This window comes from Pseudomonas sp. Mb7 (assembly GCF_054790525.1).
In genome coordinates, this window is sequence record NZ_CP186501.1 from 1,461,396 (window position 1) to 1,475,324 (window position 13,929).

The following is a 13,929-nucleotide window of genomic DNA, read 5'->3' on the forward strand; positions in this document are numbered from 1 at the left end:
GTGCACCGGTTACGGCAGGAGCTTTTTCAGATCCTCGAGCGCAACCGGTCGGCTATGCAGATAGCCTTGATACAAATGGCAGCCCAAACCCTGCAGGAACGCCAGTTGTTCGGGAGTTTCCACGCCCTCGGCAATCACCTCCAGCTCCAGACTGCGCGCCATGGCGACGATCGCGCGAATGATCTCGGCATCGTTCGGATCGGTCGTGGCATCGCGAATAAACGATTGATCGATTTTCAGCGTGTCCACCGGCAGGCGCTTGAGATAGGTCAGCGACGAATAACCGGTGCCGAAGTCATCCATCGCAAAGCTCACACCGAGCTTTTTCAGCCGGCGCATTTTACTGATGGTGTCTTCGAGGTTCTGGATGACGATGCCTTCGGTGATTTCCAGTTTCAGCAACGAGCACGGCAGGCCGTGGCTGCTCATGCTGTGCTCGATGCGTTCGACGAAGTCGTTCTGGCGGAACTGCCGTGGACTGATGTTCACGCACAGGCTGAAATTCAGCGGTTCGACCAGTTTCAGCGCAATCAGTTGTTTGAAGGCATTGCAGGCTTCGTCGAGGATCCAGGTGCCGACTTCGAGAATCAGGCCGCTGTCCTCCAGTACCTTGATGAACTCGGTGGGTGACTGCGCGCCCAGTTCCGGGTGATTCCAGCGCACCAGGGCTTCGGCACCGATGATGCGGTTGTCGCGGGCGTCGACCTGCGGCTGAAAGTGCATGGTGAATTCACCGCGCGACAGCGCCAGGCGCAAGTCGGTCTCCATGCGCAGCCGTTCGCTGGCGGCCTTCTGCATGGTGTTGTGATACATCTGCGTGGTGTTGCGCCCGGAATCCTTGGCCCGGTACAGCGCGATGTCGGCGCGTTTGAGCAGGTCGGTTGGCGTCGAGCCATGATCGGGAATCAGCGCCACGCCGATACTCGGCGTCACTTGCAGGCGCTGGCCGTCGAGGAACATCGGTTCCGAGAGCAATTCGCGCAGGGTGTCGGCCAGACTGCGCACTTGTGCGCTGACTTCATTGCGCGAGCCTTCGAGACCGCTGAGCAGCACGACAAATTCGTCGCCGCCGAGGCGTGCGACCGTGTCTTCCATGCGCACACTGGCTTCGAGCCGCGCGGTGATGATCTTCAGCACCGTGTCGCCGACCGGATGGCCGAGGGAGTCATTGATGTGCTTGAAGTGATCGAGATCGAGAAACAGCAAGGCGCCGCGCAGATTGTGGCGCTTGAGCAGGGCGATCTGCTGGCTCAGACGATCCATCAGCAAGGCGCGGTTGGGCAGGTTGGTCAATGGGTCGTGGTAGGCCAGATGGCGAATCTGCGCTTCGGCGTTTTTCAGCAGGCTGACGTCCCGCGCGGTCAGCAGCAGGCACGCCGTTTCATTGAGGGTGATCGGCTCGACCGAGACTTCCACCGTCAGCATCTCCCCGCGCTTGTTGCGCCCGAGCATTTCCTGATGGTGCACGCGGCCCTTGATCTGCAATTCGGCGAGTAATGCTGAACGCTGTTTCTCTTCAGCCCAAATACCCACCTGATAAACCGTTTTGCCCACGACTTCTTCAGCGCGATAGCCAGTGAGACGGCAGAAGCCGTCGTTGACCTCCAGATAACGCCCGGTGTCGCGCTCGGTGATGGTGATTGCGTCGGGGCTGGAGTGGAACGCCTTGGCGAATTTCTCCTCACTGGCTTTCAGCGCTGCTTCCGAGCGCTGCTGCTGGGTGATGTCGCGCAGAGTGGTGACGATACAAGCCTGGTCGCCGACGCTGATCTGCCGGCTGGAAATCACACAGGTCAGCGACTGGCCGTCCTTGTGTTGCACGATGATCGCGACATTGCTCAAGCCCTGTTCGCGGATGACCCGTTCAATCCGTTGCAGGCTTTTTGCCGAGGCGTCCCACAGGCCGATTTCTTCGGCGGTGTGGCCGATAACGTCGGCGGCGCTCCAGCCGAAAGTCTGGGTAAAACTGTTATTGATCTCGATGAACTCGCCGCTGTCTTGGCGGGTGACGCAGATCGGGTCCGGGCTGACCTGGAACAGCGTGGCAAATTTCTCTTCCGAGGCCACCAGCCGCTGTTCACGCTCGACCTGATCGGTGATGTCGAGCAGGGTGCCGGCCATGCGCAGCGGTGCGCCGTTGTCGTCGCGGTAGAGGCGGGCGCGGCTTTCCAGATAGCGCGAACTGCCGTCCGGCAATTGCACGCGATAAGTCAGTTGATAATTGCCCGCCGGGCCTTCGCGCAGGCTGCGGTAGGCGTCGCGCATGCTGTCGCGCTCCTCACCGGGGACGCCTTCGAAAAACTCTTCGAACGACTCATGAAACGGTTTCGGCTCTAGACCGTGCAATTGCGCGGCCCGCGCCGAGCCGTAAAGCATGCCGCTGGGAATGTGCCAGTCCCAGGTGCCGAGCTGCGCCGAGTCCAGCGCCAGATCGAGGCGTTCCTGGCTGTCCTTCAAGGCGTGTTCGGCGGCTTTTCGTTCGGTGGTGTCGAGGAAGGTGCTGAGCAGATATGGCTGGCCTTCGAGCTCGACTTTCTGCGCACTGAGAATGCCATCGTGAATCTGCCCGTTGCTGGCGCGAAACTGCACTTCCATGCTGATCAATTCGCCCTTGGTGTTGGTCTTCTTGACCAGTTCGCCGCGCTGTTCGGGGTGCACCCACAGGCCCAGTTCCAGCGTGGTGCGGCCAATAGCGCTTTGCACCGGCCAGCCGAACAGGCTTTCGAAATACTGATTGGCTTCGCTGATCAGGCCGTCTTCCTGACGGGTCAGCAGGACCATGTTCGGGCACAGGTGAAAAAGTGTCGCGAAACGTTTCTCCGAACTGCTCAGCGCCTGTTCGCGCTGGCGCTGGTGGGTGATTTCACGAATCACCCCGATCATTCGGGGGCGGCCGTTTTTATCCGGCAGCAGACTGCCGCTGATCTCCAGCCAGTGCAGGCTGCCGTCAGGCCAGCGGATGCGGTGGTGCATCGCTTGTTCCAGCGGCGCCCCGGCAATCACCGCGTGGAAGGCGCGAACGGTTTTCGCGCGGTCTTCCGGGGGCAGCAGATCAAGGTATTCAAGGTCTGCGGGCAACGGCTGGCGCGGGTCGAAGCCGAACAAGGCCTGGGTGCCACGCGACCAACTGATCTGCCCGCGCTCGATGTCCCAATACCAGGCGCCGAGCCGCGCGCCGTTGAGCGCCGCCAGCAATTGCGGCGCGCTCTCCCAGCTCTGCTCGGAATGTCGCGGGTCAATCGCCTGAATACGCGGCATCGGCGGAATTCGGTCAACAGATTTCGGCATTGTGGACAGGCCTTGAGCTGATGGTGGCGTTAGGCACAGGGGCAGCGGCTCTATAGGAGTAGCACAAGTTGGCCTCAAGTCCCTGGCAGATCGATTTGTGCGTCCAGCAGTGCCATAAAGGCTTTTGCCGCATTCGATAGCGTCCGTTCCGTGTGCAGGATATAGCCTAGCTGGCGAGTGAGCTGTATGCCCGGTAAAGCGATGCTCGCCACCTGCTCATCGAGCATGGTGCGCGGCAAAACGCTCCAGGCCAGGCCAATCGAGACCATCATCTTGATGGTTTCCAGGTAGTTGGTGCTCATGGCGATGTTCGGCGTCAGGCCCTGAGCCTCGAATAACCGTTGGACAATATGGTGGGTAAAGGTGTTGCCACCGGGGAAAACCGCCGGATGACCGGCAATGTCCGCCAGGCTGACGGCTCCGTTATTGATCAGCGAATGCTCCGGGGCGACCACAAAGTCCAGCGGGTCGTCCCACACCGGCGTGGCTTTGACCAGTGCGTGAGGCTCCGGCGCCAGGGTAATGACCGCCAGTTCTGCGCGGCCATGAAGAATTTCTTCGTAGGCCACTTCCGAATCGAGGAACTGAATATCCAGCGCCACTTGTGGGTAACGGCGGGTGAATTCCCTTAACAGCGGCGGCAAGCGGTGCAGGCCGATGTGGTGACTGGTGGCCAGGGTCAGGCGCCCGCTGACTTCACCCGTCAGGTTGGTCAGGGCGCGCCGGGTGTCGTCCAGCACATTGAGAATCTGATAAGCCCGCGGCAACAGGGCGCGGCCGGCCTCGGTCAGGCCGACTTCGCGGCCCAGCCGATCGAACAGGCGTACTTTCAATTGCTGCTCCAGCCCGGCGATGCGTTTGCTGATCGCCGGCTGCGTCAGGTGTAGCCGTTCGCCGGCGCCGGAGAAGCTGCCGGTCTCGGCAATCGCGATAAAAGCGTTGAGGTTGGCCAGATCCATGTTCGTATTCCAGTTGGTTATCCAAAGCATAAAAAATATGAATTTGAGTTATTTAATCTAACCCCATAGGATCGGCCTCACAAGCCAAAGGGTTATTGATAAGCCCAGGGCATAGAAACAAGCTGATGAGGAACCGTCTGATGGCCGGCAAAACGCTCTACGACAAGCTCTGGGATTCGCATTTGGTCAAACAGCGCGACGATGGCTCGGCGCTGATCTACATCGATCGTCACATCATTCACGAAGTGACCTCGCCGCAAGCCTTTGAAGGCCTGCGTCTGGCCGGGCGCAAGCCTTGGCGCATCGATGCCAACATCGCGACCCCGGACCACAACGTACCGACGACTCCAGAGCGCAAGGGCGGCATCGAAGCCATTGCCGATCAGGTCTCGCGTTTGCAGGTTCAGACCCTCGATGACAACTGTGATGAGTACGGCATCGTCGAGTTCAAGATGAACGACGTGCGCCAAGGCATCGTTCACGTCATCAGCCCGGAGCAGGGCGCGACCTTGCCGGGCATGACCGTGGTCTGCGGCGACTCGCACACCTCGACCCACGGCGCCTTCGGCGCGTTGGCGCACGGTATCGGCACTTCCGAGGTCGAGCACGTGCTCGCCACCCAGTGCCTGGTCGCGAAGAAAATGAAGAACATGCTGGTGCGCGTTGAAGGGCAATTGCCGTTCGGCGTGACCGCCAAGGACATCGTCCTCGCGGTGATCGGCAAGATCGGCACCGCCGGCGGTAACGGCCACGCCATCGAATTCGCTGGCAGCGCGATCCGCGACTTGTCCGTTGAAGGCCGCATGACCATCTGCAACATGTCCATCGAAGCCGGCGCCCGCGTCGGTCTGGTGGCGGCGGATCAGAAGACCGTCGATTACGTGAAGGGCCGTCCTTTTGCACCGAAAGGCGCCGAATGGGACATGGCCGTCGAGGCCTGGAAAGACTTGGTCTCCGACTCTGACGCCAAGTTTGACACCGTGGTTGAACTCGACGCCGCGCAGATCAAACCGCAAGTCAGTTGGGGCACTTCGCCGGAAATGGTTTTGGCCGTTGATCAGAACGTGCCGGATCCAGCCAAAGAGATGGATCTGGTCAAGCGCGACTCGATCGTCCGTGCCTTGAAATACATGGGTTTGACCGCCAATCAGGCGATCACCGACATTCAACTGGATCGCGTGTTTATCGGTTCCTGCACCAACTCGCGGATCGAAGATTTGCGCGCTGCAGCCGTCATCGCTAAGGGCCGCAAAGTCGCTTCGACCATCAAGCAAGCGATCGTGGTGCCGGGCTCGGGTCTGGTCAAGGCTCAGGCTGAGGCCGAAGGTCTGGACAAGATTTTCCTCGAAGCCGGTTTCGAATGGCGTGAGCCGGGCTGCTCGATGTGCCTGGCGATGAACCCGGATCGTTTGGAGTCCGGCGAGCATTGCGCCTCGACCTCCAACCGTAACTTCGAAGGCCGTCAGGGTGCCGGTGGCCGCACCCACCTCGTCAGCCCGGCCATGGCTGCTGCGGCAGCGGTGAACGGTCGTTTCATCGACGTCCGTGAATTGATCTAAAGGAGCGCAGCATGAAAGCTTTTACCCAGCACACTGGTCTTGTCGCGCCTCTGGATCGTGCCAACGTCGACACCGATCAGATCATTCCGAAACAGTTTTTGAAGTCGATCAAGCGCACTGGTTTTGGTCCGAACCTGTTCGATGAGTGGCGTTACCTCGACGTTGGCCAGCCGTATCAGGACAACTCCAAGCGCCCGCTGAACAAGGACTTCGTCCTCAACGCCGAGCGTTATCAAGGCGCCAGCGTGTTGCTGGCCCGTGAGAATTTCGGTTGCGGTTCCAGTCGTGAGCACGCGCCGTGGGCGCTGGAAGAATACGGTTTCCGCAGCATCATCGCGCCGAGCTACGCCGACATCTTCTTCAACAACAGCTTCAAGAACGGTTTGTTGCCGATCATCTTGAGCGATGCGGAAGTCGACGAGTTGTTCAAGCAGGTCGAGGCTGAGCCGGGCTATCAATTGCAGGTCGATCTGCAGGCGCAGACTGTGACTCGCCCGGATGGCAAGGTGTACAGCTTTGAGATTGATGCGTTCCGCAAGCACTGCCTGTTGAATGGTCTGGACGATATCGGTTTGACCTTGCAGGACGGTGATGCGATTGCGACGTTTGAGGCCAAGCACCGGGTTAGCCAGCCGTGGTTGTTCCGCGACGCGTGATTAGTCAGGGCTGGCCCCTTCGCGAGCAGGCTCGCTCCCACCTTGGAATGCATTTCAAATGTGGGAGCGACGGTGCGACGATTCGACCTGCTCGCGAAGGCGGCAGCCCAAACAACAAAAATATCAGGATGTGACCATGACCAGCACCGCCCAGCACACTCAGGTCGTACAAAAGCAATTCGGTGAACAGGCCGCCGCCTACCTGAGCAGCGCCGTTCACGCTCAAGGCACCGAGTTCGCACTGCTACAGGCTGAGCTGATAGGGCAGGGCAGCGCCCGGGTGCTGGATCTGGGTTGCGGCGCCGGTCACGTTAGTTTTCACGTCGCACCACTGGTCAGGGAAGTGGTCGCCTACGACCTGTCGCAGCAAATGCTCGACGTGGTCGCCGCCGCTGCCGTTGAACGCGGCATGAGCAACATCGCCACGGTCAACGGCGCCGCCGAGCGTCTGCCGTTTGCCGATGGCGAGTTCGACTTCGTGTTCAGCCGTTATTCGGCGCATCACTGGAGCGATCTCGGCGTGGCCCTGCGCGAGGTGCGTCGGGTGTTGAAGCCGGGCGGTGTGGCGGCGTTCGTTGATGTGTTGTCACCGGGCAGTCCGTTGTTCGACACTTACCTGCAAAGCGTCGAGGTGCTGCGTGACACCAGCCATGTGCGCGATTATTCCGCCGCCGAATGGCTGCGTCAGGTCAGCGAGGCCGGTTTGCATGTACGCAGTACCACCCGTCAGCGCCTGCGTCTGGAGTACACCAGTTGGGTTGAACGCATGCGCACGCCTGAAGTGATGCGCGCAGCGATCCGCCAGTTGCAGCAGTCGATGGGCAATGAAGTGCGCGAATATTTTGAGATTGATGCCGACGGCTCGTTCAGTACAGATGTAATCGTGCTGATGGCTGAGCGATAAGATTTTTTCCGGGCGCGTTTAAGATGGCGCACCGACTGAAGACACGAGGAAAGCATGAGCAAGCAGATTCTGATTCTCCCAGGTGACGGTATTGGTCCGGAAATCATGGCCGAAGCGGTCAAGGTGCTGGAGCTGGCCAACGACAAATACAGCCTGGGCTTCGAGCTGAGCCATGACGTAATCGGTGGCGCCGCCATCGACAAGCACGGCGTGCCGCTGGCCGACGAAACCCTCGACCGTGCCCGCGCTGCTGACGCCGTGTTGCTGGGCGCCGTCGGCGGCCCGAAATGGGACACCATCGAGCGTGACATCCGCCCTGAGCGTGGCCTGCTGAAAATCCGTGCGCAACTGGGCCTGTTCGGCAACCTGCGTCCGGCGATTCTGTACCCGCAACTGGCCGATGCTTCGAGCCTGAAGCCGGAAATCGTTGCTGGCCTGGACATCCTCATCGTCCGAGAACTGACCGGTGGCATCTACTTCGGTGCGCCACGCGGCACCCGTACCCTGGAAAACGGCGAGCGTCAGTCCTACGACACGCTGCCGTACAGCGAAAGCGAAATCCGCCGCATCGCCCGCGTCGGTTTCGACATGGCCATGGTCCGTGGCAAGAAGCTCTGCTCGGTGGACAAGGCCAACGTGCTGGCGTCCAGCCAACTGTGGCGTGAAGTGGTCGAGCAAGTGGCCAAGGATTACCCGGAAGTCGAACTGAGCCACATGTACGTCGACAACGCCGCCATGCAACTGGTGCGCGCGCCGAAGCAGTTCGACGTGATCGTCACCGACAACATGTTCGGCGACATCCTCTCCGACGAAGCGTCGATGCTCACCGGTTCCATCGGCATGCTGCCGTCGGCCTCGCTGGATTCCAACAACAAGGGCATGTACGAGCCTTGCCACGGTTCAGCCCCGGACATCGCTGGCAAAGGCATCGCCAACCCGTTGGCGACTATTTTGTCGGTGTCGATGATGCTGCGTTACAGCTTCAATCTGCACGACGCGGCCGATGCTATCGAAAAAGCTGTCAGCGTTGTCCTTGATCAAGGGCTGCGTACTGGCGACATCTATTCGGCCGGTTGCACCAAAGTCGGTACGCAGGAAATGGGCGACGCAGTAGTCGCCGCGCTGCGGAATCTGTAATCTCTCGGGCCCGCTGCGAAATTCAATACAAAGCAGCGGCCCACTTTTCAAGAAGGTGTAGTTGCGATGAAACGTGTAGGTCTGATCGGTTGGCGCGGGATGGTCGGTTCCGTGCTCATGCAGCGGATGCTGGAAGAGCAGGATTTCGATCTAATCGAGCCGGTGTTTTTCACCACGTCCAACGTCGGTGGCCAAGGCCCGTCCGTGGGCAAGGACATTGCTCCGCTCAAGGATGCTTACAGCATTGACGAGCTGAAGACCCTCGACGTGATTCTGACCTGCCAGGGCGGCGACTACACCAGCGAAGTGTTCCCCAAACTGCGCGAAGCCGGCTGGCAGGGTTACTGGATCGACGCGGCCTCGAGCCTGCGCATGAACGATGACGCGGTGATCATTCTCGACCCGGTCAACCGCAAGGTCATCGACCAGCAGCTCGACGCGGGCACCAAGAACTACATCGGCGGCAACTGCACCGTCAGCCTGATGCTGATGGGCCTGGGCGGTCTGTTCGAGGCCGGTCTGGTCGAGTGGATGAGCGCCATGACCTATCAGGCGGCCTCCGGTGCCGGCGCGCAGAACATGCGTGAACTGATCAAGCAAATGGGCGCGACCCACGCCGCTGTCGCCGATCAACTGGCCGATCCGGCCAGCGCGATCCTCGACATCGACCGTCGTGTCGCTGACGCCATGCGCAGCGAAGCGTACCCGACCGAAAACTTCGGCGTACCGCTGGCCGGCAGCCTGATCCCGTGGATCGACAAGGAACTGCCGAACGGCCAGAGCCGCGAAGAGTGGAAAGCTCAGGCCGAGACCAACAAAATTCTTGGTCGCTTCAAGAGCCCGATCCCGGTTGATGGCATCTGTGTGCGCATCGGTGCCATGCGTTGCCACAGCCAGGCGCTGACCATCAAGCTGAACAAAGACGTGCCGATCGCCGATATCGAAGGGCTGATCAGCCAGCACAACCCTTGGGTCAAACTGGTGCCAAACCAGCGCGAGATCAGCATGCAGGAGCTGAGCCCGACCAAGGTTACCGGCACCCTGAATGTGCCGGTGGGTCGTCTGCGCAAGCTGAACATGGGTTCGCAGTTCGTCGGTGCCTTCACCGTCGGCGACCAACTGCTGTGGGGCGCGGCCGAACCGCTGCGTCGCATGCTGCGGATTTTGCTTGAGCGTTGATTGCTTGAAGTAATGAAAGAACCCGTGCCTTGAAAGAGGTGCGGGTTTTTTTATGCCGATCGTTCCCACGCTCTGCGTGGGAATGCATCCCGGGACGCTCCGCGTCCCTTTACAAGCCGAACGCAGAGCGTCCGATGTGGCATTCCCACGCAGAGCGTGGGAACGATCTGGGTGGGCAGAAATTGCCTGTGCGCCAGTCACCCGGTAAAGTGCCGCTCCCCCCGTTTCGCCAGAGGCTCGCACCATGACCCAGACCCTAGATATTGCCGTGATCGGCGCCACCGGTACTGTCGGCGAAACCCTCGTGCAGATTCTCGAAGAACGCGACTTCCCGGTCGGTACCCTGCACCTGCTGGCGAGCAGCGAATCCGCCGGCAGCTCGGTGCTGTACCGCAACAAGAACGTGCGCGTTCGCGAAGTCGACGAGTTCGATTTCAGCAAGGTCAAACTGGTGTTTTTCGCCGCAGGCCCGGCGATTACCCTGAGCTACGCCGCCCGTGCCCACGCCGCCGGTTGCTCGCTGATCGACTTGTCCGGCGCGCTGCCGGCCGATCAGGCGCCGCAAGTAGTACCCGAAGCCAACGCCGAAGTGCTCGCTGGTTTGAAAGCGCCGTTTCAGATCAGCAGCCCAAGCCCGTCGGCCACTTCGCTCGCCGTGGTATTGGCGCCACTGCTTGATCTGCTTGACCTGCAATATGTCAACGTCACCGCCAATCTGGCCGTTTCCGCCCAGGGACGCGAAGCCGTGACCGAGCTGGCGCGGCAGACCGCCGAGCTGCTGAACATGCGTCCATTGGAGCCGACGTTCTTTGATCGGCAGATGGCGTTCAACTTGCTGGCTCAGGTCGGCATGCCCGACGCGCAGGGCCATACGCTGCTGGAAAAACGTCTGGTGCGCGAGTTGCGTCAGGTGCTGGCCAAGCCTTTATTAAAGATTTCCGCAACTTGCGTTCAAGCCCCGGTGTTTTTTGGCGATAGCCTTAGCGTGACCTTGCAGTCAACGTCGGCTGTCGACCTGGCAAAAGTCAACGCTGCACTCGAAGATGCGCCGGGTATCGAGCTGGTCGAGGCCGGTGATTACCCGACTGCGGTCGGTGACGCGGTAGGGCAGGATGTTGTCTATGTCGGTCGCGTGCGCAGCGGTGTCGACGATCCGGCGGAACTAAATCTGTGGCTGACGTCAGATAACGTACGCAAAGGCGCGGCCCTTAACGCTGTGCAGGTGGCTGAATTGTTGATAAAAGACCTGCTGTAAAAGATACTTGGCAACAATTTGTCGACTGATTCTAGGTGAGCGCTATGCTTGCCCAGATCGCTTGATAACGTGTCACCCTCCGGGACATTCCGGGGCATCAAAGAAATGATCGCGCGCGACATCTGTCGTCGTCGCGCGCAATGCCTTACGGCAGCGGTATTCAACATCTTCTCGCTGGCCGAGGAACGTTCAAACAAAGGATGAGGCTATGGTTCAAGTTCGCAAACTGGTGTTAGCAATAGCGGCCGCCTCGGCGCTGTCCTCCGGTATGGCGCATGCCCTCGGGCTCGGGGAGCTGACCCTGAAGTCGACCCTGAACCAGCCGCTGGTGGCTGAAATCGAGCTGCTCGACGTCAAGGATCTCACTGCTGCCGAAGTGGTGCCGAGCCTGGCGTCACCCGAAGATTTTGCCAAGGCCGGCGTCGACCGCCAGGCCTTCCTCAACGATCTGACCTTTACCCCGGTGCTCAACGCCAGCGGCAAAAGCGTGCTGCGCGTAACGTCGAGCAAGCCGTTGTCCGAGCCGATGGTCAAATTCCTCGTGCAGGTGATGTGGCCGAACGGCCGTCTGCTGCGCGACTACAGCGTGCTGCTGGATCCGTCGAAGTTCTCGCCACAGACCGCTGACGCCGCCGCACAGCCAGCGCCGTCGCAGACCATCGCCGCGCCGACCACTGGCGCCACGCACCCGACGCAATACACCACCACGCCGCGCGATACCCTGTGGGAAATCGCCGCGAAGGCGCGTACCGGCGGCTCGGTGCAGCAGACCATGCTGGCCATTCAAGCGCTGAACCCGGATGCATTCATCGGTGGCAACATCAACCGCCTGAAAACCGGCCAGGTGTTGCGTCTGCCGGATGCGGTGCAAAGCACGGCATTGCCGCAGTCGAAAGCGATTGCCGAAGTCGCTGCGCAGAACGAAGCCTGGCGTCAGGGCCGTCGTTATGTGGCCAAACCGGGCACTGGTCAGCAGCAGCTCGATGCGACCAACCGTGGTCGCGGTAACACCGGTGCAGCACAGAACGCCCAGGACAATCTGAGCCTGGTCTCCGCTGAGAGCGCCAAGGCGCGCGGCAAAGGCCCGGCAGGTGATGCCAAGGCACTGAGCAACAAGCTCGCGGTGACTCAGGAAAGCCTCGACACGACCCGTCGTGACAACGAGGAACTGAAAAGCCGCATGTCTGATCTGCAGAGTCAGCTGGACAAGCTGCAAAAGCTGATCGAGCTGAAGAACAATCAGTTGGCAAAACTGCAAGCTGAAGGCGCGGGCGCTGCGCCGGCCACCAATCCTGCCGCACCGGCGGTGCCTGCAATCACGGCTGAGCTGGCCGCCACCCCGCCAGCTACTCCGGCAGACGCAGCGCCGACGCCAGAGTCCGCCATTGCACCACCGGCTGAAACGCCAGTCGTCGAGCCAGTGGTCGCGCCGAAACCGGTTGCCGAAGACGAGAAAACCTTCAACGAACTGCTGACCAATCCGATCCTGCTGGGTCTGGTGGGTGGCGGTGCTGTGGTTCTGCTGCTCCTGTTGTTGCTGCTGGCGCGTCGCCGCAAAGCACAGCAAGAGGCCGAGAAACACATGCGCATGGCCCGCGCGCTGTCGGAAGAGCAAGATTTCTCCGCCGAGCAGGATCTGCCGGAAAGCAGCTTCGAAGGTCTGGAAACTCCTGCGGCGAGCGTCAAGCTCAACACCCCGGCGCCTGCTCCTGCTCCAGTCGTGGCTCCGGTAGTTGCCCCGATCGTGATGGCTGAGCCGATTGCCGCGCCGCTGGTAGCTCCCGCCGCCGAGCGATCCGATGACGTGCTCGACAAGGCGCAGTCGCATATCAACGCCGGTCGCCTGAATCAGGCTGCCGCGCTGCTCGAAGAGGGCGTCAGCCTGGAGCCGCAGCGCAGTGATCTGCGTCTGAAGCTGATGGAAGTCTACGGTCAGCAGGGCGACCGCGACGCGTTCGTCGGTCAGGAGCGTCAGCTGGTGGCCAACGGCGACAACTTCGCCAAGGTCGAAGAACTGAAAAGCCGCTTCCCGGCCATGGCCGTCGTCGCTGCCAGTGGTCTGGCCGCTGCCGCCGTGGCTGCCGAGTTGGACGCGCAATACGTCAAGGATCTGCTGCTCGATGAGCCTGAAGCACCGGCGCCAGCGCCAGTGGAAGACGACCTCGACAGCGCGTTTGATCTGAGCCTGGACGATCTCGACAACATCACGCCGGTAGAGCCTGCGCCGGTGGTTGAGCCTGAAGCGCCGGTCGAGCTGGACGAATTCCCGGCGGACGACGACCTGAGCTTCGAATCGGTGCTGCAACAGCAGACCGACATCAAAGAGAATCTGGATGATCTGTCGGACTTCGACCTCGATCTGGACCTCGGTGCCGAGCCGGCAGCTCCAGCGGTTGATCTGGCGGACGATGACTTCCTGCTGGACCTGGACGAAGGCGTGAAGGATCTGCCGCCGGTCGAGGCGCCAGTGGTGGCTGACGTGCCACAAGATGATCTGGAGCTGCCGGCCGATTTCGATCTGTCGCTGGCCGACGAAATGGACAGCAATCCAGCGGCCGAACCGGATGCGTTCGCTGCTGAGCTGGATGACGTCAACGCTGAACTGGATCGCCTGTCGCAAAGCATCGCTGAACCGACCTTCACCGAAGCCGATGCAATGAAGGGTGATGATCTGGGTGAAGATGATTTCGACTTCCTCGCCGGCACCGACGAAGCGGCGACCAAGCTCGATCTGGCTCAGGCCTACATCGACATGGGCGACAGCGATGGTGCGCGCGACATCCTCAACGAAGTGTTGACCGAGGGTGACGAGAAGCAACGTGGCGAGGCCAAGGAAATGCTCTCGAACCTGGCTTAAGTTCACAGCGGTAAATCAAAAACGGCAGCCCGGTGAGGCTGCCGTTTTTGTTTCGGTTGGATTATGGGTTGTCTGATTTGCCGTCTTCGCGAGCAGGCTCGCTCCCACCTTTGAAATGCATTCCCCTGTGGGAGC

General features: G+C 60.7%; 9 protein-coding genes. 7 read left to right on the forward strand and 2 right to left on the reverse strand.

What is annotated here, in order from left to right:
- Positions 1-9 precede the first annotated feature (9 nt).
- Entirely contained in the window at positions 10-3,288 is a 3,279-nt protein-coding gene (locus ACOYXH_RS06600) for a sensor domain-containing protein (protein ID WP_460063821.1), read from the reverse strand.
- A gap of 74 nt (positions 3,289-3,362) precedes the next feature.
- Entirely contained in the window at positions 3,363-4,247 is an 885-nt protein-coding gene (locus tag ACOYXH_RS06605; protein WP_095124821.1) for a LysR family transcriptional regulator, read from the reverse strand.
- A 140-nt stretch (positions 4,248-4,387) separates the two neighbouring features.
- Between ACOYXH_RS06605 and leuC the strand changes: the two genes are divergently transcribed.
- The 7 genes from leuC to ACOYXH_RS06640 all read left to right on the forward strand — a co-directional run bounded on the left by leuC (position 4,388) and on the right by ACOYXH_RS06640 (position 13,794).
- Entirely contained in the window at positions 4,388-5,806 is a 1,419-nt protein-coding gene (gene leuC, locus ACOYXH_RS06610) for a 3-isopropylmalate dehydratase large subunit (protein ID WP_095047654.1), read from the forward strand.
- Between the two features lie 11 nt (positions 5,807-5,817).
- Positions 5,818-6,462 carry a 3-isopropylmalate dehydratase small subunit gene (gene leuD, locus ACOYXH_RS06615; protein ID WP_007913445.1) on the forward strand — a complete coding sequence of 215 codons (645 nt, stop codon included), beginning with the start codon at positions 5,818-5,820 and terminating at the stop codon, positions 6,460-6,462.
- A 136-nt stretch (positions 6,463-6,598) separates the two neighbouring features.
- Positions 6,599-7,366 carry a class I SAM-dependent methyltransferase gene (locus ACOYXH_RS06620; protein WP_460063824.1) on the forward strand — a complete coding sequence of 256 codons (768 nt, stop codon included), beginning with the start codon at positions 6,599-6,601 and terminating at the stop codon, positions 7,364-7,366.
- Between the two features lie 54 nt (positions 7,367-7,420).
- Entirely contained in the window at positions 7,421-8,503 is a 1,083-nt protein-coding gene (gene leuB, locus ACOYXH_RS06625; RefSeq protein ID WP_003226430.1) for a 3-isopropylmalate dehydrogenase, read from the forward strand.
- Positions 8,504-8,569: 66 nt separating this feature from the next.
- Positions 8,570-9,682 carry an aspartate-semialdehyde dehydrogenase gene (gene asd / locus ACOYXH_RS06630; RefSeq protein ID WP_007913448.1) on the forward strand — a complete coding sequence of 371 codons (1,113 nt, stop codon included), beginning with the start codon at positions 8,570-8,572 and terminating at the stop codon, positions 9,680-9,682.
- A gap of 244 nt (positions 9,683-9,926) precedes the next feature.
- Entirely contained in the window at positions 9,927-10,937 is a 1,011-nt protein-coding gene (locus ACOYXH_RS06635) for an aspartate-semialdehyde dehydrogenase (RefSeq protein WP_460063828.1), read from the forward strand.
- 208 nt (positions 10,938-11,145) lie between these two features.
- On the forward strand, positions 11,146-13,794 hold the full coding sequence (locus ACOYXH_RS06640) for a FimV/HubP family polar landmark protein (protein WP_095047651.1): 2,649 nt from the start codon (positions 11,146-11,148) through the stop codon (positions 13,792-13,794).
- Positions 13,795-13,929: the final 135 nt, after the last annotated feature.

Coding starts and splice junctions, on each gene's coding strand:
- ACOYXH_RS06600 (WP_460063821.1), bottom strand. CDS start 3,288: ATGCCGAAATCTGTTGACCGAATTCCGCCGATGCCGCGTATTCAGGCG.
- ACOYXH_RS06605 (WP_095124821.1), bottom strand. CDS start 4,247: ATGGATCTGGCCAACCTCAACGCTTTTATCGCGATTGCCGAGACCGGC.
- leuC (WP_095047654.1), top strand. CDS start 4,388: ATGGCCGGCAAAACGCTCTACGACAAGCTCTGGGATTCGCATTTGGTC.
- leuD (WP_007913445.1), top strand. CDS start 5,818: ATGAAAGCTTTTACCCAGCACACTGGTCTTGTCGCGCCTCTGGATCGT.
- ACOYXH_RS06620 (WP_460063824.1), top strand. CDS start 6,599: ATGACCAGCACCGCCCAGCACACTCAGGTCGTACAAAAGCAATTCGGT.
- leuB (WP_003226430.1), top strand. CDS start 7,421: ATGAGCAAGCAGATTCTGATTCTCCCAGGTGACGGTATTGGTCCGGAA.
- asd (WP_007913448.1), top strand. CDS start 8,570: ATGAAACGTGTAGGTCTGATCGGTTGGCGCGGGATGGTCGGTTCCGTG.
- ACOYXH_RS06635 (WP_460063828.1), top strand. CDS start 9,927: ATGACCCAGACCCTAGATATTGCCGTGATCGGCGCCACCGGTACTGTC.
- ACOYXH_RS06640 (WP_095047651.1), top strand. CDS start 11,146: ATGGTTCAAGTTCGCAAACTGGTGTTAGCAATAGCGGCCGCCTCGGCG.